Consider the following 21,100-nt stretch of genomic DNA (forward strand, 5'->3'; position numbering starts at 1 on the left):
TTATCCTTTCTCTTACGTTCTTTTATATCGAACGTGCTTCATCTATTCCACTAATCTTTGATTTAAATTCAATGATTGCAAATGATGTGTTAAATGTATTGTAACATGTTAATATCACTATTAACTTTCATTTCAGTTGAAATACTATATAATAAAAGTAACAAAAAGTACGGAGGTAATGACATGAGCATAGTTCAGTTATATGATATTACACAAATAAAATCGTTCATTGAACATTCGAATTATGAATCAGCATCATATTTATATAAACTTCCTCAACAGTACAATGAAATAGATGTATTAATAACCGATGCGATTGAATCACCTGGTGTATTTTCGATTAAAGAAAACGATTCAATCAAAGCAATCATATTGTCTTTTGCATACGATAAAAATAAATTCAAAGTCATAGGCCCTTTCGTGGCTGACAATTATGTATTATCTGTCGAAACGTTTGAAACGCTGTTTAAAACAATGACTTCGAATCAACCTGACGATGCTGTCTTTAACTTTTCTTTTGAAGAAGGCATTCAACAATACAAACCATTAATGAAAGTTATTCAAGCAAGTTATAACTTCACTGACTATTACATAGAAGCCCGTACAAGATTAGAAGAAGATATGCACCAACCAAATATCATTCCTTATCACAAAGGGTTTTATCGTGCTTTCAGCAAATTACACACAACTACATTTAAATATCAGGCACATTCACCGCAAGATATCATTGATAGTTTAGACGACCATCATCATTTGTTTTTATTTGTTAGCGAAGGTTTACTTAAAGGTTATTTATACCTTGAAATTGATTCACAACAGTCAATCGCCGAGATTAAATACTTCAGTTCTCATGTAGATTACCGTTTGAAAGGTATCGCTTTCGAGTTACTTGCGTATGCATTGCAATATGCTTTTGATAACTTTGATATTAGAAAAGTTTATTTTAAAATTCGTAATAAAAATAATAAACTCATCGAACGATTTAATGGTCTAGGTTTCCATATCAACAATGAGTACATTAAATTCAAATTCGAATCACGTAACGTAAAAGATCAAACAATCCCTGAATAAAATACCAAGCAAATACCCCACAGTACATAATTAGCATGTATTGTGGGTTTTTATACTTTTTGTAAATATTGAAAATTATAAGTAGTTGTTTTTTACTATTAGGGCAGAATGCTTTACAATAACATGCAAGTGTCAATTAAGGGGAGCACTTGCATAAATAGTATAGGAGAGTGAGTAGTCTTGCAATTTCTTGATTTCTTAATCGCACTTTTACCTGCTTTATTCTGGGGAAGTGTCGTTCTTATTAATGTTTTCGTCGGCGGTGGACCTTACAACCAAATTCGTGGTACGACGCTAGGCGCACTCATTGTTGGATTAGGTTTACTTATTACTGGTTTCGCAAAATTCAATAATCCTACTGTAATTATTGTCGGTCTTATTTCTGGTGCATTATGGGCGTTTGGACAAGCGAATCAGCTTAAATCTATTAGTTTAATCGGTGTATCAAATACTATGCCAGTTTCTACAGGTATGCAATTAGTTGGTACAACATTATTCAGCGTTATCTTTTTAGGTGAATGGTCTTCAATGACTCAAATTATCTTTGGTTTAATCGCCATGATATTATTAGTTACTGGTGTAGCACTTACTTCACTTAAAGCTAAAAATGAACGTCAATCAGATAATCCTGAATTTAAAAAAGCAATGGGTATTTTAATTGTATCTACAGTTGGATATGTAGGTTTCGTTGTACTTGGTGACATCTTCGGTGTTGGTGGAACTGATGCATTGTTCTTCCAATCTGTCGGTATGGCAATTGGTGGCTTTATCCTATCCATGAATCATAAAACATCACTTAAATCAACAGCACTTAATCTATTGCCAGGTGTGATTTGGGGAATTGGTAACTTGTTCATGTTCTATTCTCAACCAAAAGTTGGTGTAGCTACAAGTTTCTCATTATCACAGTTACTTGTTATCGTTTCAACCTTAGGCGGTATTTTCATTTTAGGAGAAAGAAAAGATCGTCGTCAGATGACTGGTATTTGGGCAGGTATTATTATTATCGTGATAGCCGCTATAATTCTAGGTAATTTGAAATAGAAAGTTAAATACTCATGTAACGTAAAAATGTTATCGCTTCTGAAAATAACCATTCACTTATAGAATGATTAAAATTAATTTTCGAGAATTTTACGTTGAATGTTCCTCTATATGTCCCAGGAAATACATGGCTCTAAAAACAAAACGCAATAACACATCATGACATTAATCATGCGTTTTAAGAATTTAAAATTAGCGATACTTTTAAAATCTTGATGATATTCATTTATCAAGTATGTGCCATATACATCAAGTGGATAGCTGCATAGGGAGTGGGACAGAAATGATATTTTCGCAAAATTTATTTCGTCGTCCCACCCCGGCAAGGTTGACTAGAATTGAAAAAAGCTTGTTACAAGCGCATTTTCGTTCAGTCAACTACTGCCAATATAACTTCGTAGAGCATAGAATATTGATTTATGTCTCAGCCTGTTGAACAACTATGTCATAAATAAAAGCCCCCTTTTCACAATATGCATTTACATGTTGTGGTAAAGGGGGCTCTCATTTTCTACGAATACTAAAATCGATTTTATCTTCAAATGTGTAAACTAGACAAACACTGCCTGATACACGTACAAAATAATGATACTAATAATGATTGTTAAATTGGTCGTCATACCTATAAATGGCAGTGTTCGATATTTAAACTGAATACCATAAGAAATAATTGCGACACCAACCGGGAACATCCAAGTGACCAACAATGTCGTCTTAATCATATCATCTGATACCGGTAACAACACATGTACTAACAATCCCGCAATTAATGCTAATCCATAATGCAAACATAAATATTTAATAGTAGCACGTATATACTTTCTTTCCAGAGTAAAATTCAACATGACACCTAGCAAAATCATTGATAACGGCATATTTGCATGGGAAAGTATGCTAAAGAAATCGATTGCCACATGTGGTAAATGGATGTGACTTATATTCAATATAAACATTACAATGTATGTAACGAGTGGCACTGATTGTAATAATTTCTTACCTAAATATTTAAAATCGAATTGATCACTACCTTCACTAAAGTAGCTACCTACAAAGTAAGTAATTCCAAACATCACAAAGGCACCACCTATATCAGCCATACCAAAATAAATAAGCCCCGTTTTAGGCCATATCACTTCAATTAGTGGATATGCAAACAATCCAATATTCATAGCACCAGTCATCATACCTACTGATCCACGCATGTGATTATCATATTTTCTAAAAAACCAGACAGCAATCATTTTCGCCACAATACCATAGATAATCATTAAAATTGGTAAAATGGAGAATGACAATTTTAATTCTGCACTGTTTAAATTCACAATAACTAAAGATGGGAGTGTGACATTAAGAACTAATGTAGCAATGACTTGACTATCTGTTGCCTTTATAAAATTAATGCGCTTCAAAAAGTAACCAAGCGCAATTAATAAAATAATCATAGTAAATTGTTCTGTCACTGTTATCCCTTCTTTCAATAACCTTCATAATTTATAACTTTAACATACTCCACAGATATTTTAGAAGTCTACTGTTTCATGCTATAATCTACATTAAATGCACTTAATTATATTTCAAAGGAGTGTTATAGTATGTCTTTAGAAAACCAACTAGCCGAACTTAAATATGATTATGTTCGTCTTCAAGGTGACTTAGAAAAACGGGAATCTTTGAATTTAGATACTTCCGCACTTGTTCGTCAACTTAAAGATATTGAAAATGAAATTAGAAACGTTCGTGCTCAAATGCAAGATTAATAATCTATCATTCAAGCAATAAATGCTTTTCGTTACATAAATTTGACTAGCATTGCTCTGAATACGTTATATTGATGAATTGCTTCATTTTTCGCTCAATTACATCTAGAATCACAAGATGTTGTCGCGTTATGATTTAGTGTCTCATTAACAACATACGCGCAGATCTATCCCAACATTGTTATTTATGTTTTCTACGCTGCTGTACTACATGAACCCTTTGAAACGGAGAGGAAGTTATCATATGCAATTTTATCTGATTTTACTAGCAATACTTTATCTAATTGTTAGTTTTATTAGTATTTTTAAAATGGAAGTTGTATTTACTCGCATTTTGAGAATTATTATGGGTGTGTTGTTATTATTCGTCTTAGCATTAACGACGATGAGTTTTCCAAAAGAGAATTGGTGGGTATTTATCGTCTTATTACTCTTAGTCGGTAATGTCGAAGTGACAGGATTTAAAATGCTTAAAAAAGATCTAAAAGGCGTAAACATCTTGAATTTAATGTCATTATTTATCTTTGTCATATATTTCATCTTAACCATCGTATTATTCTAAGTAATAAACAAAGCATGCAATAACATAATTGCAACCTTATATTATCATCAGATTACATATCGAATGCCAGTATTGTTTTATTAACACATCGATTAAATCGCACGTGAAATAAGGTCTAAATTTTCAAATTTTAAAAAGCCATAAAAGTAGTCAATATCATGACCGCTTTTATGGCTTTTATATTATCTATCGTTTAGTGAATCGTTTTTTTAAAGTAAAGAGAATTTCATATATTACTGGTACAACTACAAGTGTTAACAAAGTTGATGAAATTAAACCACCAATAACTGTAGCAGCTAATCCTTTCGAAATAAGAATCGAGCTATCTTGACCAAATAACAAAGGAACTAATGCACCGATTGTTGCAATCGCCGTCATTAATATCGGTCTAATTCTAGTACCGCCTGCTTCGATTAATGCTTCTTTCATCTCCATGCCCTGTTGCTCATTATTAATGACACGGTCTATTAACACAATGGCATTTGTTACTACAATTCCAATTAACATTAGCATACCAATTAAACTTGGTACTGATATTGTTTCTCCTGTGATTAATAGTGCAATAATTACACCGATAACTGTAAATGGTAAAGAGAATAAAATTGTAAATGGTGCTAGGCCACCTTTAAATGTAATAACTAGGATTAAATATACGATAATGATTGCAGCTAACATTGCAAAGGCTAATTGTGTCATTGCATTGTTAATATCATCTGATGCACCACCGATATTAACCTTTACATTATTCGGTTTGTCCAAATTATTTATTTTAGACATCACTTGTCGTGTTGTGCCACCCACATCTTTATTTGTTACTTTAGCAGATACCATCGTTGCATAATCACCTTGTTCTTGCGTCAATTTACTTGGTGTCGTTGTTTTAACTAACGTAGCGATATCTCCCAATTTAATCGTACCACCAGTCGGCTTTTTCAAAGTTATATTATTCAACTTATCTTCTGACCAGTCTGTTTGCTTATTTTGTTTGACTTTAACATCAACAGTTTTACCATTTTCTTTAACAGTCGTAACTGTTTTTTCTGGTAAGTTTTCATTCAAGTGCATTGCAAGTTGACTTGCAGAAATACCATTTTCTGCCGCTTTATTTTGATCAACTTTAATTTCATACTGATCATATGTTTGCGATAAATCAGATTTGACATTGGCTAGTCCTTTAACCTGTTTCATTTTCTGTTCAATATCTTTTACAGTTGATTTTATGGCATCCATTGATGGACCTTTCACAGTAACCTCTACAGATTTATTACCTGCACCTGTTCCTAAATCTTGATTTTTCCACTCTCCAGGATGTTTAAAGCCATCTGCATGTTTAATAACCTTATCCGCTTCTACATCAAAATTAGGCGTGTCATTATCATATTCAACCATGATTGCCATACTATTTGTACTACCCGTTGGATCTACTGGACTACTACCGCCAACTGAGTATTGAATTGTTTTTACATGCTTTTTCTGTTTTAAATATTTTTCAACATCTTTCGCATGATTCAACACTGCTTGCTCCGTTTCACCAGGCTTCGGTGTATAAGTAATAGCTAAAAATTTATCGTCACCTGCTGAAATAAAGCTAGTGCCTAGTCTCGGTCCTCCAAATACAATAGTTGCAACCAAAATTAATGTACTTAATATAATTACAATCCACTTATGATTTAGTGACCAATGCAATGCTTTTTTATATGTTGTACTAACAACACCTAATCCTTCTTGATATTGTTTATTACGACGTTTAACGCCTTTTTTAAATAGTGTAGCTGCCAACGCTGGAACGAGTGTAATTGACACTAATAACGATGCTAATAAACTAAATGCAATAGCCAATGCAAAAGGTCTAAACATTTCGCCTACTGAACCTGATACAAACACAAGTGGTAAAAAGACGATAATAGTAACTAGTGTCGATGACATTATTGGTTTAAATACTTCAGTTGTCGCACTGATAATTAAATTTCCACCTTTTAGTTGTTCTTCTGAATCTGTTAAGCGTCGATAAATATTTTCAACAACTACAATCGAATCGTCTATCACACGTCCAATCGCTACTGTTAATGCACCTAACGTTAGTATATTCAATGAAACATCACTCAATTTCAGAGCAATAAGCGCCATAAGAAGTGATAACGGAATGGATATAATAGAAATTGCCGTCGTACGAATGTTTCTTAAAAACAGCAAAATAACTATAATTGCCACGATTGTACCTAATGATGCTTTTTCAACCATCGTATAAAGTGATTTCTCAACAGGCTTTGCAGTATCCATTGTTTTTGTGACATTAAAATCTTTATTTTCATCAACGAATGTATCAATTTTACGTTGTACATCTTTGGCTACTTGAACTGTATTGGCATCTTGAGCTTTAGTTATTTGTAAATTAACCGCATCCTTGCCATTCGTTTTAGAAATAGAAGTACGCACATCACCAACTGTAATATCAGCTAAATCTCCTAGTTTCGCTGTCGGCATACCACTTATATTATTTGATGCTGACGCTTTTGAATTTTGCTGCGGTGATGCCTGATTAACATCTGACATGGCTGAATTTTGTTTATTGTCACTTTGGGATTGAGATTGCCCTTGTCCTCCTGCCAACGTTAATGGAATATTTATGTTTTTAAAAGCATCAACAGATTGATATTGACCATCAACAACAATTGATTTATCTTTATCACCAAATTGGAACAATCCAAGTGGTGTTGTTCTTGTTGCTGTTTTTAGATAGTTTTCTACATCATCAGCAGTCAACCCATATTTTTCAAGTTCATTTTGCTTAAATTTAAGGGTGATTTCACGGTTCGTCTGCCCATTTAATTGCGCATTTTGCACACCATCTACCGTTTGTAATTTTGGTATTAATTGTTCATTCAGTACTTTCGTTACTTTTTTCAAGTCATTCTCTTTATTTGAAAATGAATATGCTAAAACCGGAAAAGCGTCCATCGAATTACGTCTTAATTCTGGTTGACCAACTTCATCTTTAAATTTAATTTTATCGATTTCTTTTTTAAGCTGTTCTTCTGCTTTATCCATATCTGTATTATTTTCATATTCAACTGTTACAATTGAAGCATTTTGTACGGATTGCGTTTTAACATTTTTCACATATGCCAACGATCTTACTTGATTGTCAATTTTACTACTTATTTCATCTTGGGTACTTTGTGGCGTTGCACCCGGCATTGTTGTTGTAACTGAAATAACTGGATTTTGTACATTTGGTAGTAATTCTAATTTCAATTTAGCACTCGCGTATACACCGCCCAAGACAACTAAAACAACCATTAAAAAGATAGCAAACTTATTCCCCAAAGAAAATTGTAATAGTTTTTTTATCACAGTACTTCCCCCTCTTTCACTATATTCAAAAATATTTTACTCAACCATTCTATATTGTGTAAAAAAATCTGAACGCAAATGACAGTCTTATGAGCGTTCAGATTTCAGTCGTTAATCTATTTTCGTTTTAATTTACGAGATATTTTAATTTTAGCTTTTGTTAAACGCGGTTTAACTTGCTCAATTAATTGGTACAATGGCTGATTCAATACATAATCAAATTCACCAATCTTTTCACTTAAGTATGTTCCCCACACTTTTTTAAATGCCCATAAGCCATAATGTTCTGAGTCTTTATCTGGATCATTATCTGTACCACCGAAATCGTAAGTTGTTGCACCATGTTCACGTGCATACTTCATCATCGTATACTGCATATGATGATTTGGTAAAAAATCTCTAAATTCATTAGAAGACGCACCATATAAGTAATATGATTTTGAGCCAGCAAACATTAATAGTGCACCAGAAAGATAAATACCTTCAGGATGTTCCTTTTCTAAAGCTTCTAGGTCTCGTTTTAAATCTTCATTTTTAGCAATTTTATTTTGCGCATCATTAATCATATTTTGCGCTTTTTTAGCTTGCTTTTCAGATGTTTCCATCTTCTGCTGCCATTTAGCAATTTCGGCATGAAGTTCATTCAATTCTTGATTTACTTTCGCTATATTTTCTTTTGGATCCAACTTTACTAAAAATAGTTCAGCATCTCCATCTTCATGCAACGCATCATAAATATTTTCAAAGTAACTAATATCACGCGTTAAGAAGCCATCGCGTTCCCCAGTGATTTTCATTAATTCAGCAAATGTTTTTAAACCTTCTCTATCAGATCGTTCTACTGTCGTACCTCGCTTTAAAGCCAAGCGCACTTTTGAACGATTTCGGCGTTCGAAGCTATTTAATAACTCATCATCATTTTTATCAATTGGTGTAATCATAGTCATACGTGGTTGGATGTAGTCTTTTGATAAACCTTCTTTAAATCCTTTATGTTTAAAACCAAGCGCTTTCAAATTTTGCAAAGCATCTGTACCTTTATCGACTTCAACATCAGGATCGATTTTAATTGCATACGCTTTCTCAGCTTTAGCAATTTCTTTTGCACTGTCTAACAATGCATTTAACGCCTCTTTATTACTATAATCAACAACAAAACCACGTGAAATATAACATAGCGTATAAGGTAATTTAGGTACTTTTTTAAAAAGTAACTGCGCAACACCCTGAATTTCACCGTCACGACCTACAGCGATTCTTCGCGCGTACCATCCAGTTAATTTCTTTGTTTCTGCCCATTTCGTTAATTGTAATAAATCTCCATTTGGGTGAGATTTAACAAATGCGTCATGTTCCTGATTAGTGATATGCATCTTTTCCATGATTTATGATATCTCCTTCTATTTAACAATACCTTTAATTATACAGTTTGTATCTTATAGTGTCGATTCAGAGCTTGTGTATGATTTGAACTCTTATTTTTGAAATGTCCATGCTCCAATTAATAGTTTAGCAAGTTCAAATTTACTCATTTTAATTGTGAATCATTTTATATCTATGCTTCCTGTTAAATTTAATGTTATCGTACAATTAATACTTTTCAACTAGTTACCTATACTTCAAAATACTTTCATCATCTAACACGATATTCATTTCTAACATGAACCAATTTGACTTCAATGAATAAATTTCTCCTCAAGCAGCCACATTAATGTTCATATACAATTACCCCTGTTATAATGTCAATAATCTAACAATGAGGTGTTTGATATGAGAACAATTATTTTAAGTCTATTTATAATTATGAACATCGTTGCAATCATTATGACATTGAGTCAACCTCTCACCGTGAATTACTTTAGTTTACGGGTTATACTTATCTTTTTCACATTTATATTATCAATCTTTTTCATTTTAATTAAGTCATCACGATTAAATAATACATTAACGATTCTTTCCATTGTGCTTGCCATTATTCATATGGGCATTCTCGCTCATAGCACTTACGTATATTTATACTAATGGTTCAAAGCGATAAATAGCACCTCTGATAAAAATTGAATATGGTGAAGTTGCTTGTGCGTCTTTTATGATAACCGAATGATATTTTGAAACTTTACCATCTTCAATTCTAAAATAAATATCATCATTTTTTAAAATCAAATCTGTGTAATGGTCGTTCTCTTCTACAATGTCCATATCAAACCATTTCAACCAATTCGATACTGTTTGCGATCGGTTTTTACTTTTCACAATAACAGTTTCAATTGAAAATTGTTTTTGAAAATATTTTTGCAATTTTTTAGTACGCATGGAATCACTTTCTTCCCATTGAATAAAAAATGGTGGCTTAATTTCATCATCATCCTGATTCATTATATAAAGCAATTGCCACTTTGCCTTACCATCTTTATGTGTATCCCTTTCCATTTGAATCGGACCTACTACTTCAACCTGCTCACTTTGTAGTTTATTTTTAACTGTCTCAATATCATTTGTACGCAAACAAATATTTTTAAAGCCTTGCTCATACTTCTCTTGAACAATTTGAGTAGCGAAAGCGACTCCACCTTCTATCGTTTTTGCCATCTTTTTCAACTTTTCATTATTTTCTACATCTAGTAGCTCAATATAATTTTCATTGATATAACCTAATTTATTGAATGTTCCATATTTATGATGATACCCACCTGAATGTAATTTTATAACATCTCCTGGAAAACTAAACCGATCTAACTGATCTATATAATGAATGATGTGATCAAATTTCAATATCATTAGTATCCCCCTATTTACATGTAATTACGCTTATTTTAACAAAGTATAAATATTTTTGCTCTTAATAATTATATATTGATTTCTAATTGCCCCCGTTTTATAATTACTATTGTTGTAAAAAAGGTTAGCTAAGCTAACTATTTTATCTTAGGAGATGTCACTATGCTATCACAAGAATTTTTCAATAGTTTTATAACAATATATCGCCCCTATTTAAAATTAGCAGAGCCGATTTTGGAAAAACACAATATATATTATGGTCAATGGTTAATCTTACGCGATATAGCTAAATATCAACCCACTACTCTCATTGAAATTTCACATAGACGTGCAATTGAAAAGCCTACTGCAAGAAAAACTTTAAAAGCTCTAATAGAAAATGACCTTATTACAGTAGAAAACAGTTTAGAGGATAAACGACAAAAGTTTTTAACTTTAACACCTAAAGGGCATGAATTATATGAGATTGTTTGTCTTGATGTACAAAAGCTCCAACAAGCAGTAGTTGCCAAAACAAACATTTCGCAAGATCAAATGCAAGAAACCATAAATGTGATGAATCAAATTCATGAAATATTATTAAAGGAGGCACACAATGACTAATCAAGGCTCATTAAATAAATCACCTATTTTCACCAAAAGTTTTACTATTAACTTTTTTGTCAACTTTATCGTATACCTATGCATGTATTTGTTACTTGTAGTTATTGCTGGCTATAGTAAGCAAGCTTTCGACGCTTCCGATTCATTAGCCGGATTAGTTGTAGGACTATTTATTGTCGGGTCTTTAATTGGTCGATTTGCTACAGGTAAATTTGTAAATCAAATCGGACCTAAACGATTATTATTTATTGGTTTAATTGCTTTAATTATCACGCAATTACTTTATTTTATTGATCGATCTTTAGCTTTTTTAATCTTTGTACGTCTCATAAACGGTATCGCAACTGCAGTTGTGACAACTGCAACAGGTACTATTGCGGCATACGTTACCCCTGTTAATAGAAAAAGTGAAGGCATCAGTTTATTTTCCTTAAGTTTAGTATTAGGTACAGCGATTGGCCCATTTCTAGGTATGTTACTTATTACAAAATACGCAATTAATTTACTGTTTATTATTTGTGTCATATTAGGCATACTCGGACTCATTATCTCATTATTTATAAAAGTTGATTTCGAAGTAACAAATAACAAAACTGAAACTAATGTCATTGATAAACCAAGATTTAGTATTCATCAATTTATTGCAAAAGAGGCCATTCCTGTTGCTGTAATTATGCTTTTAATTGGCGTTACCTATGCGTCCATCCTAACTTATTTACAAGCATTTGCTTTAGAGCGACACCTAGTCACTGCAGCAAGCTATTTCTTTATTTGCTATGCTATAGCATCGTTAATTACTAGACCTATTGCTGGTAGATTGATGGATGATAAAAATGAAAATATTATTGTCTACCCAGCATTTATCATGCTTTTCCTTTCATTTGTGTGCTTAATTTCAAGCTATCAAAGCTGGTTAATATTACTTGCTGGTGCTTGCCTAGGTTTAGGGTATGGAAATTTATCATCTGCAATGCAATCTATTGCGATAAAAGTCTCACCCCCGATTAAATATGGTATCGCGACATCTACTTTTTACGTTGGTCTAGATGCAGGTGTAGGCTTCGGTCCATCATTCCTTGGGTTATTTACTCATATGTTTTCATATAGTGAAATCTTCGGCTTTATGGCCGCTTTAGCAATCATTACTATGCTTGTTTACTTCTTAATTCATGGACGTCATGTAACTAGAAATGCCATGAACTAAATATTTATATTCAAAAATAAAAAGCATGCCAATCTCTATTCATCATTTGTCTGTCCCCAAGACGCAATTATGATGTACTGATTGGCATGCTTTTTAAGTTTTTAGTTTGTAACGCTTAACACTTCTATTTCTTTAGTAATTTTATCTAACAATTTCTTTTGAGAAGTACTATAGAAATAGAATACTTGTCTTTCATCCGTTTCAGAACGCAATTTAGAAATAAGCTCTTTTTTATAGATTTTACGGATAATCACATCGATTTTACTTGTATCCCATAGCATTTCAAAATGTAATGTGTCCCTCAATTCTTTACCGCTAATCTTTTCAGCTTCATACACTTTAAAAAGTACTACAAATTCTTCAATTGAAATCTTATGTGTTGTTTTTAACCAGTGCTTTAACTGACTTAACTCCCTTTCTGCTTCTATAAAACGTTGAACTTTATTACTCATAATATGATGCCTCCTATGTTTCTTCTTAGATGTTTGTAATTCATATTATTATACAATTACTTAAATTTATTATATATCAAACTTAGCATTTTATCTATTACAAATATTAAATTGCTGGCTATATCTTGTTTAGATTTATATCTTTTGGACAACTTGTTGTTTATTCGACAACATTTATACCTAAAAAAGATATATTACAACTCAATGACATGGAGTGTGACATCAATGTTAAAGAACCACTAAAGATTTATTATGTAGTGATTCTTAAGAGTGGGATAGAAATGATATTTTCATAAAATTTTATTTCGTTGTTCCCCAACTTGCATTGTCTGTAGAATTTCTTTTTGAAATTCTCTATGTTGGGGCCCCGTTCCCCAACTTGCACATTATTGTATGCTGACTTTTGTCAGCTTCTGTGTTGGGGCCCCGCCAACTTGCACATTATTGTAAGCTGACTTTCTGTCAGCTTCTATGTTGGGGCCCCGCCGATTTGTAAAAACATTAAAAACGATCATTTCTATTAAATCTGGCATAGATATGACCGTTTTTACTTTAATAAATAATATTGTATTTTAGGGAGTAAGACAGAAATATTAAAGAATCTCTAATGATTTAATATGTAGTGGTTCCTACACATTAACCACCAATATAATTCATGTTTATCTTTTTACGTTGACGATTGGCAACTGTTTGAGCAGTTCTCTCATCTGAATATCGATCATCTCTTATTTGCCATAAAGCTTTAAATTGTTCTTTTAATTCTTCGTCGGTCACGCCAGAACGAATAAACGCTTTAACGTTAAATCCATCGACAGTTGCAAATAAACATCCGTAAAACTTCCCATCTGATGACAGCCTTGCGCGTGTACATGTAGAACAAAATGATTGTGAAACACTTGTAATCAAACCAAATTGAACACCGTTATCCTTATGGCGATAATATTTTGCTACTTCCCCAAAATATTTTGGTTCTACAGGATCGATTTCAAAGTGCTCCTCTATCATAGTAAGCATTTCATCTTTAGTTACAACTTTGCTGAAATCCCATCCATTATCATTACCAACATCCATAAATTCTATAAATCGAATCTCTATATGTTTATCTTTAAAATATTCAAGCATTGGTATAATTTGATCATCGTTAATACCTTTTTGTATAACAACATTTACTTTTACATTCAAACCAATAGACGTCGCGTAATCAATTTGTTCTAAAATCGTAGTCGCTTTAATATTACGATTATTGATTGATTGAAATAGCGTATCATCAATAGCATCCAAACTGACATTAATTCTGCGCAGCCCAGCATCATATAACTTTTGTCCATGCTTTTTTAATAACAAACCATTTGTAGTCAAACCAATATCTTCAATACCATCGATTTGATTTAATTTAGCTATAAGTACATTTAAATCCCGTCGCATCAATGGTTCTCCACCTGTAATGCGTATTTTTTTTACACCTAATTCTGCATATACCTTAGCGATTCTAGCCATTTCATCAAACGTTAACAGTTCATTTTTAGGTAAAAATACGAAATCATCTCCAAATACCTCTTTAGGCATGCAATAATCACACCTAAAGTTACACCGATCTGTCACAGATAACCGTAAGTCACGGATGGGACGTCCTAGTTTATCTTTTATTTGTTCTACCATTTGTGGACCTCCTAACGGCTTACAATTTTTGAATTAAAGCGTCCAAATCATGCTGATAATTTATATTTTTGTACCAATATGAGGGCGCATCTACATCCCTGACATCCAAATAATCCGTTGATAATTCATGATATACATTTTTAAAACTGTAATTATCAGAATGTAGTGCTTTAGTTATAGCGCCTAATGCATTCGGACTATAAAATGCAATTGTTGGAATAAAACGTCCATCTTCTTTAAAAGCTGCGACATCTAAATGATTTTCAATAAGATGAGAAACTAAAAACTGATACAACGTGCTTACAGCTTTACCAGTAATCATTGGTGTATCAACAGAAACGACAAAAAACAATTCTTCTTCAGGATGTTGCTTCATGATTGTATAAATTCCTGCTAATGGACCTTTATCATTATGATTCTCATCATCTATAACAACATTTGGATATTTAAATTGCGTTGCCAATTGCGCATTTGTACTAATAATAATTTCATTGAACATATTTGTTGATTCTAATGTCTTAATTACTCTACTATAAAAGGTCTCACCGTTCACTTCCGCAAAAGCTTTGGGCTTACCAAATCGTACTGAATGACCACCTGCAAGAATTATTGCTTTCATGCTCCCTTAACCTCCACTAACCGGTGGAATTAATGCAACAGTATCATTAGGTTGAATGAAATCTGATTTTTGTACAAATTCCTCATTTACAGCAACTTGAAACTTTTTATTATTGATTTGCGGATAACGTTCAAACAATAAATCTTCAAATTGTTGTACAGTCAATCCTTGTTCAAGCACAATATCTTCCTGTGCTTTTTGTAATATATCTTTAATTTCTGCGAAGTAAAGTACCTTCATCTCTCTTATTCCTCCCTCTTCGCTTCTTCATAATTCCCTTTTTGATGCCCTTGCCATTTTGAACCATCTTCCCAAATTTCTTTTTTCCAAATCGGAACAATTTCTTTTATACGCTCAATTGCATATTCATTTGCTCGATAGGCATCTTTACGATGCGGTGAAGAAACTGCAATTAATACAGCGATATCTGAAATTTGTAATGGCCCTATTCTATGAACAATACTTGTTATCGTTCCAGGCCATTTTTCATTTATTTCATCTCCAATTTGTGCCAATTTCTTTTCAGCCATTGGAATATACGCTTCATATTCTAAATATTCCGTTTTGACGCCTTTAGTCCATTCGCGAACATGACCGGTAAAAACAACTACTGCACCTTGATATTCATTTATAGTGAATTCACGATATTGTTCTGTTTGTATCGGTTCTGTCACGATTTCAAATTGTTTCATTCATTTCAATCCTCTATGTTAATTGTGTATCACAATCATTTTTAATTTTATTTAATAACCATTGCTCAAATGCTGTAAAATCTTCATGCTCCCTAACATTAATGCTATAACAAACATTCGACAATTGTTGTAATACTTGCAACTCTTCTTCATCTCGATAGACTACGACTTTTTCAAAATCAGCATTTTTAAAGCCTTCAACTAATACGATATTGGTGTCAATTGTAACAGATTTTTCAATAATTTGAGTAAGATTTTGATTATCTACACGTGTTACAGTTTGCTGATATTGAAATCCTTGTACAATACTTTGATCTGCCCCCGCTTCAAAATGCTTCATGTGATCGACGTCTGAATCCTGTAATTGAATATCTTCCTTACCATGCCCATGATGTTTAATAGTAGCAACTGTATAACCATGTGACTTTAAGAAAGAGACAATATGCCTCATCAATGTTGTCTTACCAGACTTTTTGTACCCTACAATTTGTAAAATCATAAAAGAAGTTCCTCTTCAGCAGCGTCAGATTCAGTCAAAATAATATCTACTGTATGACCCGCTTTAAAACCACGTGACCCTCCTGGTAACATGACCATACAGTTAGCATGTGCAATCGCTACAACCGCACCTGATTTATTGAATCCTGAAGGTACTACAGTAGCTCCAGCACTTGTTAACGTTGCTTTAGCACGTATAAATCGTGTGAATGGGTTTGCCTTGGTAAAATCTTCCATTAATGTTGCTTTAATTATTTGCGGGAAGACTTCTAGTGCGCCACACATATGTTTAACAGCTGGTTTCACAAATAGTTCAAATCCTGTAAAACAAGCTGATGGATTTCCAGATAATCCAAACAAATATTTTCCATCTGCAAATGCAACCGTTGTTACGCTACCAGGACGCATTGCTACTTTATTAAATAACACTTTCGCCTTTACAGTCTTATAAATCTCAGGTAAATAGTCAAAATCTCCAACAGAAACTCCGCCCGTTGTAATAACGATATCATGTTTTTCCATAGCTTCTTTAACGACTTGTATACCACTATCTAAATCATCTTGTTGTGTTTTGTAAATACCAACTTCAAGACCTAATTTTTCTGCTAAGGCACGAATCATTGGACCATTAGAGTTACGAATTTTTCCATCTTCTAATACATCATTAACATCTAATAATTCGCTTCCTGTTGCAATAACAGCGACGCTCGGTTGCTTAATAACTTTAACCTCTGCATAGCCATATGTTGCAAGGACCGCAATAGCCCCTGGATTAATTACTTGTCCTTTTTTTAGAACAACATCGCCTGTCTTTGTTTCTTCACCTTTTAAAGATATATTTTCATTTTTGGAAAATGGTTTACGAATTGTAAATGTATCTTCTAGTTCAATCGTTTGTTCAAACATAACAACAGCATCTGCGCCATTAGGTATTTGTGCTCCAGTCATAATACGCACCGCTTCGTGATCCCCAACTAATTTATCAGAAACTGAACCTGCACCAATATGATCAATCACTTTAAACTCAATGCGATTCTGACCACTTGCCCCTTGTGAATCAACACTGCGAATTGCAAAACCATCATAAGGTGATTTATCAAACCTTGGTATATCATAAGTAGCTACAATATCTTCTGCTAAGATATGATTTAGACTTTTTTCAAGTGCTACCGTAATTGCCGGCATTGAACTCTGCTGATTAACGATACGTTGAATTGCTTCTTTAACTGGGATTGGGTTTCTTTTTTCTACTACCATTAAAAATCATCTCCAAAACTTTTATTTTTTCATGATATACTAGATGCACTAGGAGGGGTAAAATGACTGAGTTTACTCATATTAATCAACAAGGCCACGCCAAAATGGTCGATGTATCAGACAAACAAATTACAAAAAGAACTGCTGTCGCTCATTCAAGCATTACTGTGAATGAAACTATTTATAAGCAGATTTCTAATAACACCAATACCAAAGGCAATGTATTGAACACTGCTCAAATCGCTGGTATTATGGCTGCCAAAAATACATCAACAATTATTCCGATGTGCCATCCATTACCATTGACTGGCATAGATGTTCACTTCAGCTGGGATGAAACAAATGCACCCCTTTATACTTTAAACATTCAAACAACTGTCTCTACAACTGGCAAAACCGGTGTTGAAATGGAAGCTTTAACCGCTGCATCAGCAACGGCTTTAACCATTTACGACATGACGAAAGCAGTTGATAAAGGTATGATTATTGGCGAAACCTACCTTGAAAGCAAGTCTGGCGGTAAATCTGGAGATTTTCAACGCCAATCAGGTCAATAAATTATTTTGTAAGCTCATGAATCAGATGATTTAATTCTGGTTTAATGAGCTTTTCTAATGCTAATTTAACTGCGCCTGTTGATCCTGGAATCGAAAATATCAATTTATTATTAACTGTACCTGCTACAGCACGAGACAATAATGCACGCGTGCCAACATCTTCAACATAACTCAAATATCTAAACAATTCCCCAAAGCCTTCTATCTCTTTAGTTAAAAGTGGTTTTACTGCTTCAATCGTCACATCACGTTGTGCAATACCCGTTCCACCAGTCGTAATGATGACATCAATATCTTCTTCTAACCACTTCTTCACCTGCGTCGTGATGGCTACTTTTTCATCTTTCACAATTGTATAATGTGCGTCACTCACTTCAACGTCATCTGCTTGTAACAATTGGCGCACGCATTGACCACCTTTATCTGTATCAAAGTCTCTCGTATCTGATACCGTTAGTACGGCTGCTTTAACTGTACGATTCAATTTAACGTTTTGATGTTCGCCCATAATATTACACTCCTTTTGTCTTATCTTTTTTTATCCAAACAATAAATTCATTAGATGTGTGGCATCTGATGTGCGTGTCATGCCATGTATTAAAAACCTTCCACCTTTAAAAGCAACAATGCGGTGTCCTTTAAATTCAAACATAACCATATACGAATTACTGCGATAATTTAGTTGATGTTGTTTTAAAAATTGAACAAGAATGTCGTGTGTAATTGATGCATTTTCATACTGTACAGTGTCTCTACCACACAATGTTGCATAACGTTGTTCATTTTTGTTTAAATACGGATAACTTGGTATATCTCCACAAGTTGTACAGGCTGAACGTTGCATTTTACTGAAACCAAATGAATAATGACTACCTTCCCAAATATCGCCATAAGTTATTTTTGTGTCAATTGGTTGTTCCGTTAATACTTTCATCGCATCTCTTAATTGTAAACTTGTTGCCATCGTCACGGCAGGTTGAATGACCCCTACTGTATCACATGTTAAATTTAATGCTGGCAATTGTGGTACCAAACAGTTAAAGCAAGGTGTTTTACCAGGTATAAATGCAGCTTCTGTATATGTACTCTGTACAACACCACCATAAATCCAAGGTATACGATGTTTATATGCAAAATCATTAATCAGTTGTCGTGTTTCAAAGTTATCGGTTGCATCAATAATAACGTCAACGTCCTGTCCATGTGTTTCTAAAAAATAATAATCCACATGGGCAATATAATCATCAATATCAACATCACTACGTAACGCTAGCAAATGCTTTTTAGCTGCAACCACTTTAGGCATCATTTTCAAAGCATCTTCTTCAGTAAACAATGTTTGTCTTTGTAAATTACTAAATTCAATATAATCTCTATCAACAATGATTAGTTTAGCAATACCTGCTCTAACAAGTCCTTCAGCCACATGTGTACCTAATGCGCCCATACCAATAATCAACGCACATTTTTGATTTATTTTGCTTTGACCTATTTCACCTATTTGTTTAAATAAAATTTGCCTTGAATAACGTTCTTGACTCACATTAAGTTATCCTTTCTTTTTATCATTACTTTCATTATATGACGCGCGTCAATGTCTCTCAAAAAACTGCCCCTAAAAAAGAGTTTAAAACATCATTAAAATGCTGATAGAAGCATTCACTTCTACAATTTTAAATACGTTCTAAACTCTTTAATGGCAAATAAATGATTACCCAATTGTAATAATTTCATGAGCCATTTGTTCTGCTTCATAGTTTGAATGTGTCACAAATATGATTGGTATTTGCCATTCGTTGAAAATACGTTTAACTAATGTAATACTCTCATCTTTTGTAGTATCATCCAAACTAGAAAAAGGTTCATCTAATAAAATTAAATCTGGTTTCGTGCTAAGTGCACGTGCAAGTGCTACACGTTGTGCCTCTCCACCTGACAATGTCATAGGATATTGTTTCATCAAATGATCAATGTTTAAAGTTTGAATTAATTGATCGATGTGTTCAGATGGTTCAGCCATAAAAGTAATATTTTTATAGACCGTCATATTAGGAAACAATTGGTAGTCTTGAAACAGATATCCAATACGTCGTTGTTGAATTTTAACATTCACGTTTTTTGCCGTATCAGTTAGCAATTGCCCATTCACTTCGATAATAGCTTCATCTGCTTTACGTAATCCGGCAATCATATTTAAAACAGTAGTTTTACCAATGCCAGATGGACCACGAACTGCATAAATTTTTGGTTCGGTATCATCTATATTGATGCGAATTAAAGTGTTCTTTAATTGATATTTCAAATTGATTTTAAGCATCTAGTCGACCTCCTTATATTTATCTTTATTCAATAAATTAATTGTAGATATAACCACAATAGAGAATGCGACTAGCACTAATACCCATAACCACGCTTCATTTTCTCTACCTTGTTCCACTAAGAAGTATATTTCTAAAGGTAGTGTATTGGTTTTATTTGGAATATATCCTGCAACCATTAATGTAGCACCAAACTCACCTAATGCACGAGCAAAACTCATCATTATACCTGCTAAAATAGAGCGTTTAGCTAATGGTAAAATTAATTTGAGGAAAATTTTCGTTTCACTTGCTCCCATCGTTCTAGCTGTATTAATCATTTTCGTGTCTATACCTCTGAAGCCTTGCACAGTATGTTGATACATTAGTGGAAAACTAACAATGACAGATGCTATCACAGCACCTGTCAAAGTGAACACTACAGGTAAATGTAGTACATTCGCAAAGAATTGACCGATTGGTCCTCTTGGCGAGAAGATGATTAATAGAATAAAACCTAATACCGTTGGCGGCAAAACAATAGGTAATATCAATAAACTTTCCAATACTTTAACCCACGAACCCTTACGACGATACAACCATTTAGATATAAAAATACCTAAAACCGTTACAATAATCGTACTGATTACAGCAACTCGTATTGATATCCAAAAAGGTGTTAAGTCAGGCATGGAT

General features: G+C 33.2%; 26 protein-coding genes. 9 read left to right on the forward strand and 17 right to left on the reverse strand.

Features of this window, described 5'->3' with window-relative positions; genetic code table 11:
* Positions 1-22: 22 nt before the first annotated feature.
* The gene (locus tag ACXQH5_RS07095; protein WP_031844962.1) at positions 23-118 is read right to left on the reverse strand and encodes a hypothetical protein; all 96 of its coding nucleotides are present in this window, start codon (positions 116-118) and stop codon (positions 23-25) included.
* Between the two features lie 65 nt (positions 119-183).
* Between ACXQH5_RS07095 and ACXQH5_RS07100 the strand changes: the two genes are divergently transcribed.
* Together ACXQH5_RS07100 and ACXQH5_RS07105 are read left to right on the forward strand one after the other, a co-directional pair.
* Entirely contained in the window at positions 184-1,071 is an 888-nt protein-coding gene (locus ACXQH5_RS07100) for a GNAT family N-acetyltransferase (RefSeq protein ID WP_057504570.1), read from the forward strand.
* Between the two features lie 180 nt (positions 1,072-1,251).
* Positions 1,252-2,115 (forward strand): GRP family sugar transporter, encoded by an 864-nt coding sequence (locus ACXQH5_RS07105; protein WP_001159898.1) that lies wholly within the window; start codon positions 1,252-1,254, stop codon positions 2,113-2,115.
* 107 nt (positions 2,116-2,222) lie between these two features.
* Here ACXQH5_RS07105 and ACXQH5_RS07110 read toward each other — a convergent pair whose 3' ends face one another.
* Together ACXQH5_RS07110 and ACXQH5_RS07115 are read right to left on the reverse strand one after the other, a co-directional pair.
* Complete coding sequence (locus ACXQH5_RS07110; protein ID WP_103102065.1) at positions 2,223-2,396, reverse strand: hypothetical protein; 174 nt, start codon at positions 2,394-2,396, stop codon at positions 2,223-2,225.
* Positions 2,397-2,666: 270 nt separating this feature from the next.
* The gene (locus ACXQH5_RS07115; protein WP_000139186.1) at positions 2,667-3,575 is read right to left on the reverse strand and encodes an AEC family transporter; all 909 of its coding nucleotides are present in this window, start codon (positions 3,573-3,575) and stop codon (positions 2,667-2,669) included.
* Between the two features lie 132 nt (positions 3,576-3,707).
* Here ACXQH5_RS07115 and ACXQH5_RS07120 point away from each other — a divergent pair, with 132 nt between their 5' ends.
* Positions 3,708-3,872: an SE1832 family protein gene (locus tag ACXQH5_RS07120; RefSeq protein WP_000051210.1), complete on the forward strand. Its 165-nt coding sequence runs from the start codon at positions 3,708-3,710 to the stop codon at positions 3,870-3,872.
* Positions 3,873-4,116: 244 nt separating this feature from the next.
* The gene (mspA, locus tag ACXQH5_RS07125; protein WP_001161085.1) at positions 4,117-4,434 is read left to right on the forward strand and encodes a membrane stabilizing protein MspA; all 318 of its coding nucleotides are present in this window, start codon (positions 4,117-4,119) and stop codon (positions 4,432-4,434) included.
* A 186-nt stretch (positions 4,435-4,620) separates the two neighbouring features.
* Here mspA and ACXQH5_RS07130 read toward each other — a convergent pair whose 3' ends face one another.
* Together ACXQH5_RS07130 and femX are read right to left on the reverse strand one after the other, a co-directional pair.
* The gene (locus tag ACXQH5_RS07130; RefSeq protein WP_000592326.1) at positions 4,621-7,788 is read right to left on the reverse strand and encodes an efflux RND transporter permease subunit; all 3,168 of its coding nucleotides are present in this window, start codon (positions 7,786-7,788) and stop codon (positions 4,621-4,623) included.
* A 116-nt stretch (positions 7,789-7,904) separates the two neighbouring features.
* Positions 7,905-9,170: a lipid II:glycine glycyltransferase gene (gene femX, locus ACXQH5_RS07135; protein WP_000413855.1), complete on the reverse strand. Its 1,266-nt coding sequence runs from the start codon at positions 9,168-9,170 to the stop codon at positions 7,905-7,907.
* Positions 9,171-9,558: 388 nt separating this feature from the next.
* Here femX and ACXQH5_RS07140 point away from each other — a divergent pair, with 388 nt between their 5' ends.
* Positions 9,559-9,810 (forward strand): hypothetical protein, encoded by a 252-nt coding sequence (locus ACXQH5_RS07140; protein ID WP_031844963.1) that lies wholly within the window; start codon positions 9,559-9,561, stop codon positions 9,808-9,810.
* Here the strand turns inward: ACXQH5_RS07140 and ACXQH5_RS07145 are convergent.
* Positions 9,802-10,566, reverse strand: coding sequence for a VOC family protein (locus tag ACXQH5_RS07145; protein ID WP_000600972.1), 765 nt, complete (start codon positions 10,564-10,566; stop codon positions 9,802-9,804). The genes ACXQH5_RS07140 and ACXQH5_RS07145 overlap by 9 nt on opposite strands.
* Before the next feature lie 162 nt (positions 10,567-10,728).
* Between ACXQH5_RS07145 and ACXQH5_RS07150 the strand changes: the two genes are divergently transcribed.
* Together ACXQH5_RS07150 and ACXQH5_RS07155 are read left to right on the forward strand one after the other, a co-directional pair.
* The gene (locus ACXQH5_RS07150) at positions 10,729-11,169 is read left to right on the forward strand and encodes a MarR family winged helix-turn-helix transcriptional regulator (protein ID WP_000951066.1); all 441 of its coding nucleotides are present in this window, start codon (positions 10,729-10,731) and stop codon (positions 11,167-11,169) included.
* A complete protein-coding gene (locus ACXQH5_RS07155; RefSeq protein ID WP_000184418.1) occupies positions 11,162-12,373 on the forward strand; it encodes an MFS transporter in 1,212 nt (403 codons plus the stop codon). Before ACXQH5_RS07150 ends, ACXQH5_RS07155 begins: the two co-directional genes overlap by 8 nt.
* Positions 12,374-12,474: 101 nt before the next feature.
* On the opposite strand, the gene sarV is transcribed toward ACXQH5_RS07155, so the two are convergent.
* Positions 12,475-12,825, reverse strand: a complete 351-nt coding sequence (sarV, locus tag ACXQH5_RS07160; RefSeq protein ID WP_000066900.1) for an HTH-type transcriptional regulator SarV — start codon at positions 12,823-12,825, stop codon at positions 12,475-12,477.
* A 125-nt stretch (positions 12,826-12,950) separates the two neighbouring features.
* Between sarV and ACXQH5_RS07165 the strand changes: the two genes are divergently transcribed.
* Positions 12,951-13,121 carry a hypothetical protein gene (locus tag ACXQH5_RS07165; RefSeq protein ID WP_031844964.1) on the forward strand — a complete coding sequence of 57 codons (171 nt, stop codon included), beginning with the start codon at positions 12,951-12,953 and terminating at the stop codon, positions 13,119-13,121.
* Positions 13,122-13,461: 340 nt separating this feature from the next.
* Here the strand turns inward: ACXQH5_RS07165 and moaA are convergent, their stop codons facing one another.
* From moaA to ACXQH5_RS07195, 6 genes are read right to left on the reverse strand one after another with little or no spacing between them, the layout of a single operon-like run.
* Positions 13,462-14,484, reverse strand: coding sequence for a GTP 3',8-cyclase MoaA (moaA, locus tag ACXQH5_RS07170; RefSeq protein WP_001824308.1), 1,023 nt, complete (start codon positions 14,482-14,484; stop codon positions 13,462-13,464).
* A 19-nt stretch (positions 14,485-14,503) separates the two neighbouring features.
* The gene (gene mobA, locus ACXQH5_RS07175; RefSeq protein WP_000643988.1) at positions 14,504-15,103 is read right to left on the reverse strand and encodes a molybdenum cofactor guanylyltransferase MobA; all 600 of its coding nucleotides are present in this window, start codon (positions 15,101-15,103) and stop codon (positions 14,504-14,506) included.
* A 6-nt stretch (positions 15,104-15,109) separates the two neighbouring features.
* The gene (moaD, locus tag ACXQH5_RS07180; RefSeq protein WP_000866974.1) at positions 15,110-15,343 is read right to left on the reverse strand and encodes a molybdopterin converting factor subunit 1; all 234 of its coding nucleotides are present in this window, start codon (positions 15,341-15,343) and stop codon (positions 15,110-15,112) included.
* 5 nt (positions 15,344-15,348) lie between these two features.
* Positions 15,349-15,795: a molybdenum cofactor biosynthesis protein MoaE gene (locus tag ACXQH5_RS07185; protein WP_000808500.1), complete on the reverse strand. Its 447-nt coding sequence runs from the start codon at positions 15,793-15,795 to the stop codon at positions 15,349-15,351.
* Positions 15,796-15,808: 13 nt separating this feature from the next.
* On the reverse strand, positions 15,809-16,294 hold the full coding sequence (gene mobB, locus ACXQH5_RS07190; RefSeq protein ID WP_000602934.1) for a molybdopterin-guanine dinucleotide biosynthesis protein B: 486 nt from the start codon (positions 16,292-16,294) through the stop codon (positions 15,809-15,811).
* Positions 16,291-17,550 carry a molybdopterin molybdotransferase MoeA gene (locus tag ACXQH5_RS07195; RefSeq protein ID WP_000259720.1) on the reverse strand — a complete coding sequence of 420 codons (1,260 nt, stop codon included), beginning with the start codon at positions 17,548-17,550 and terminating at the stop codon, positions 16,291-16,293. Before ACXQH5_RS07195 ends, mobB begins: the two co-directional genes overlap by 4 nt.
* Positions 17,551-17,612: 62 nt before the next feature.
* Here ACXQH5_RS07195 and moaC point away from each other — a divergent pair, with 62 nt between their 5' ends.
* The gene (gene moaC / locus ACXQH5_RS07200) at positions 17,613-18,107 is read left to right on the forward strand and encodes a cyclic pyranopterin monophosphate synthase MoaC (RefSeq protein ID WP_000134534.1); all 495 of its coding nucleotides are present in this window, start codon (positions 17,613-17,615) and stop codon (positions 18,105-18,107) included.
* Between the two features lies 1 nt (position 18,108).
* On the opposite strand, the gene ACXQH5_RS07205 is transcribed toward moaC, so the two are convergent.
* The 4 genes from ACXQH5_RS07205 to modB all read right to left on the reverse strand — a co-directional run bounded on the left by ACXQH5_RS07205 (position 18,109) and on the right by modB (position 21,096).
* Entirely contained in the window at positions 18,109-18,615 is a 507-nt protein-coding gene (locus ACXQH5_RS07205) for a MogA/MoaB family molybdenum cofactor biosynthesis protein (protein WP_000503820.1), read from the reverse strand.
* Between the two features lie 30 nt (positions 18,616-18,645).
* The gene (locus ACXQH5_RS07210) at positions 18,646-19,650 is read right to left on the reverse strand and encodes a ThiF family adenylyltransferase (RefSeq protein WP_000076924.1); all 1,005 of its coding nucleotides are present in this window, start codon (positions 19,648-19,650) and stop codon (positions 18,646-18,648) included.
* A 168-nt stretch (positions 19,651-19,818) separates the two neighbouring features.
* Positions 19,819-20,424: an ATP-binding cassette domain-containing protein gene (locus ACXQH5_RS07215; protein ID WP_000913006.1), complete on the reverse strand. Its 606-nt coding sequence runs from the start codon at positions 20,422-20,424 to the stop codon at positions 19,819-19,821.
* Positions 20,425-21,096 (reverse strand): molybdate ABC transporter permease subunit, encoded by a 672-nt coding sequence (gene modB, locus ACXQH5_RS07220; protein ID WP_001113093.1) that lies wholly within the window; start codon positions 21,094-21,096, stop codon positions 20,425-20,427.
* Positions 21,097-21,100: the final 4 nt, after the last annotated feature.

This window comes from Staphylococcus sp. SA22 (assembly GCF_054165785.1).

Coding starts and splice junctions, on each gene's coding strand:
- ACXQH5_RS07100 (WP_057504570.1), top strand. CDS start 184: ATGAGCATAGTTCAGTTATATGATATTACACAAATAAAATCGTTCATT.
- ACXQH5_RS07120 (WP_000051210.1), top strand. CDS start 3,708: ATGTCTTTAGAAAACCAACTAGCCGAACTTAAATATGATTATGTTCGT.
- mspA (WP_001161085.1), top strand. CDS start 4,117: ATGCAATTTTATCTGATTTTACTAGCAATACTTTATCTAATTGTTAGT.
- femX (WP_000413855.1), bottom strand. CDS start 9,170: ATGGAAAAGATGCATATCACTAATCAGGAACATGACGCATTTGTTAAA.
- ACXQH5_RS07140 (WP_031844963.1), top strand. CDS start 9,559: ATGAGAACAATTATTTTAAGTCTATTTATAATTATGAACATCGTTGCA.
- ACXQH5_RS07145 (WP_000600972.1), bottom strand. CDS start 10,566: ATGATATTGAAATTTGATCACATCATTCATTATATAGATCAGTTAGAT.
- ACXQH5_RS07150 (WP_000951066.1), top strand. CDS start 10,729: ATGCTATCACAAGAATTTTTCAATAGTTTTATAACAATATATCGCCCC.
- ACXQH5_RS07155 (WP_000184418.1), top strand. CDS start 11,162: ATGACTAATCAAGGCTCATTAAATAAATCACCTATTTTCACCAAAAGT.
- sarV (WP_000066900.1), bottom strand. CDS start 12,825: ATGAGTAATAAAGTTCAACGTTTTATAGAAGCAGAAAGGGAGTTAAGT.
- moaA (WP_001824308.1), bottom strand. CDS start 14,484: ATGGTAGAACAAATAAAAGATAAACTAGGACGTCCCATCCGTGACTTA.
- mobA (WP_000643988.1), bottom strand. CDS start 15,103: ATGAAAGCAATAATTCTTGCAGGTGGTCATTCAGTACGATTTGGTAAG.
- moaD (WP_000866974.1), bottom strand. CDS start 15,343: ATGAAGGTACTTTACTTCGCAGAAATTAAAGATATATTACAAAAAGCA.
- ACXQH5_RS07185 (WP_000808500.1), bottom strand. CDS start 15,795: ATGAAACAATTTGAAATCGTGACAGAACCGATACAAACAGAACAATAT.
- mobB (WP_000602934.1), bottom strand. CDS start 16,294: ATGATTTTACAAATTGTAGGGTACAAAAAGTCTGGTAAGACAACATTG.
- ACXQH5_RS07195 (WP_000259720.1), bottom strand. CDS start 17,550: ATGGTAGTAGAAAAAAGAAACCCAATCCCAGTTAAAGAAGCAATTCAA.
- moaC (WP_000134534.1), top strand. CDS start 17,613: ATGACTGAGTTTACTCATATTAATCAACAAGGCCACGCCAAAATGGTC.
- ACXQH5_RS07205 (WP_000503820.1), bottom strand. CDS start 18,615: ATGGGCGAACATCAAAACGTTAAATTGAATCGTACAGTTAAAGCAGCC.
- ACXQH5_RS07215 (WP_000913006.1), bottom strand. CDS start 20,424: ATGCTTAAAATCAATTTGAAATATCAATTAAAGAACACTTTAATTCGC.
- modB (WP_001113093.1), bottom strand. CDS start 21,096: ATGCCTGACTTAACACCTTTTTGGATATCAATACGAGTTGCTGTAATC.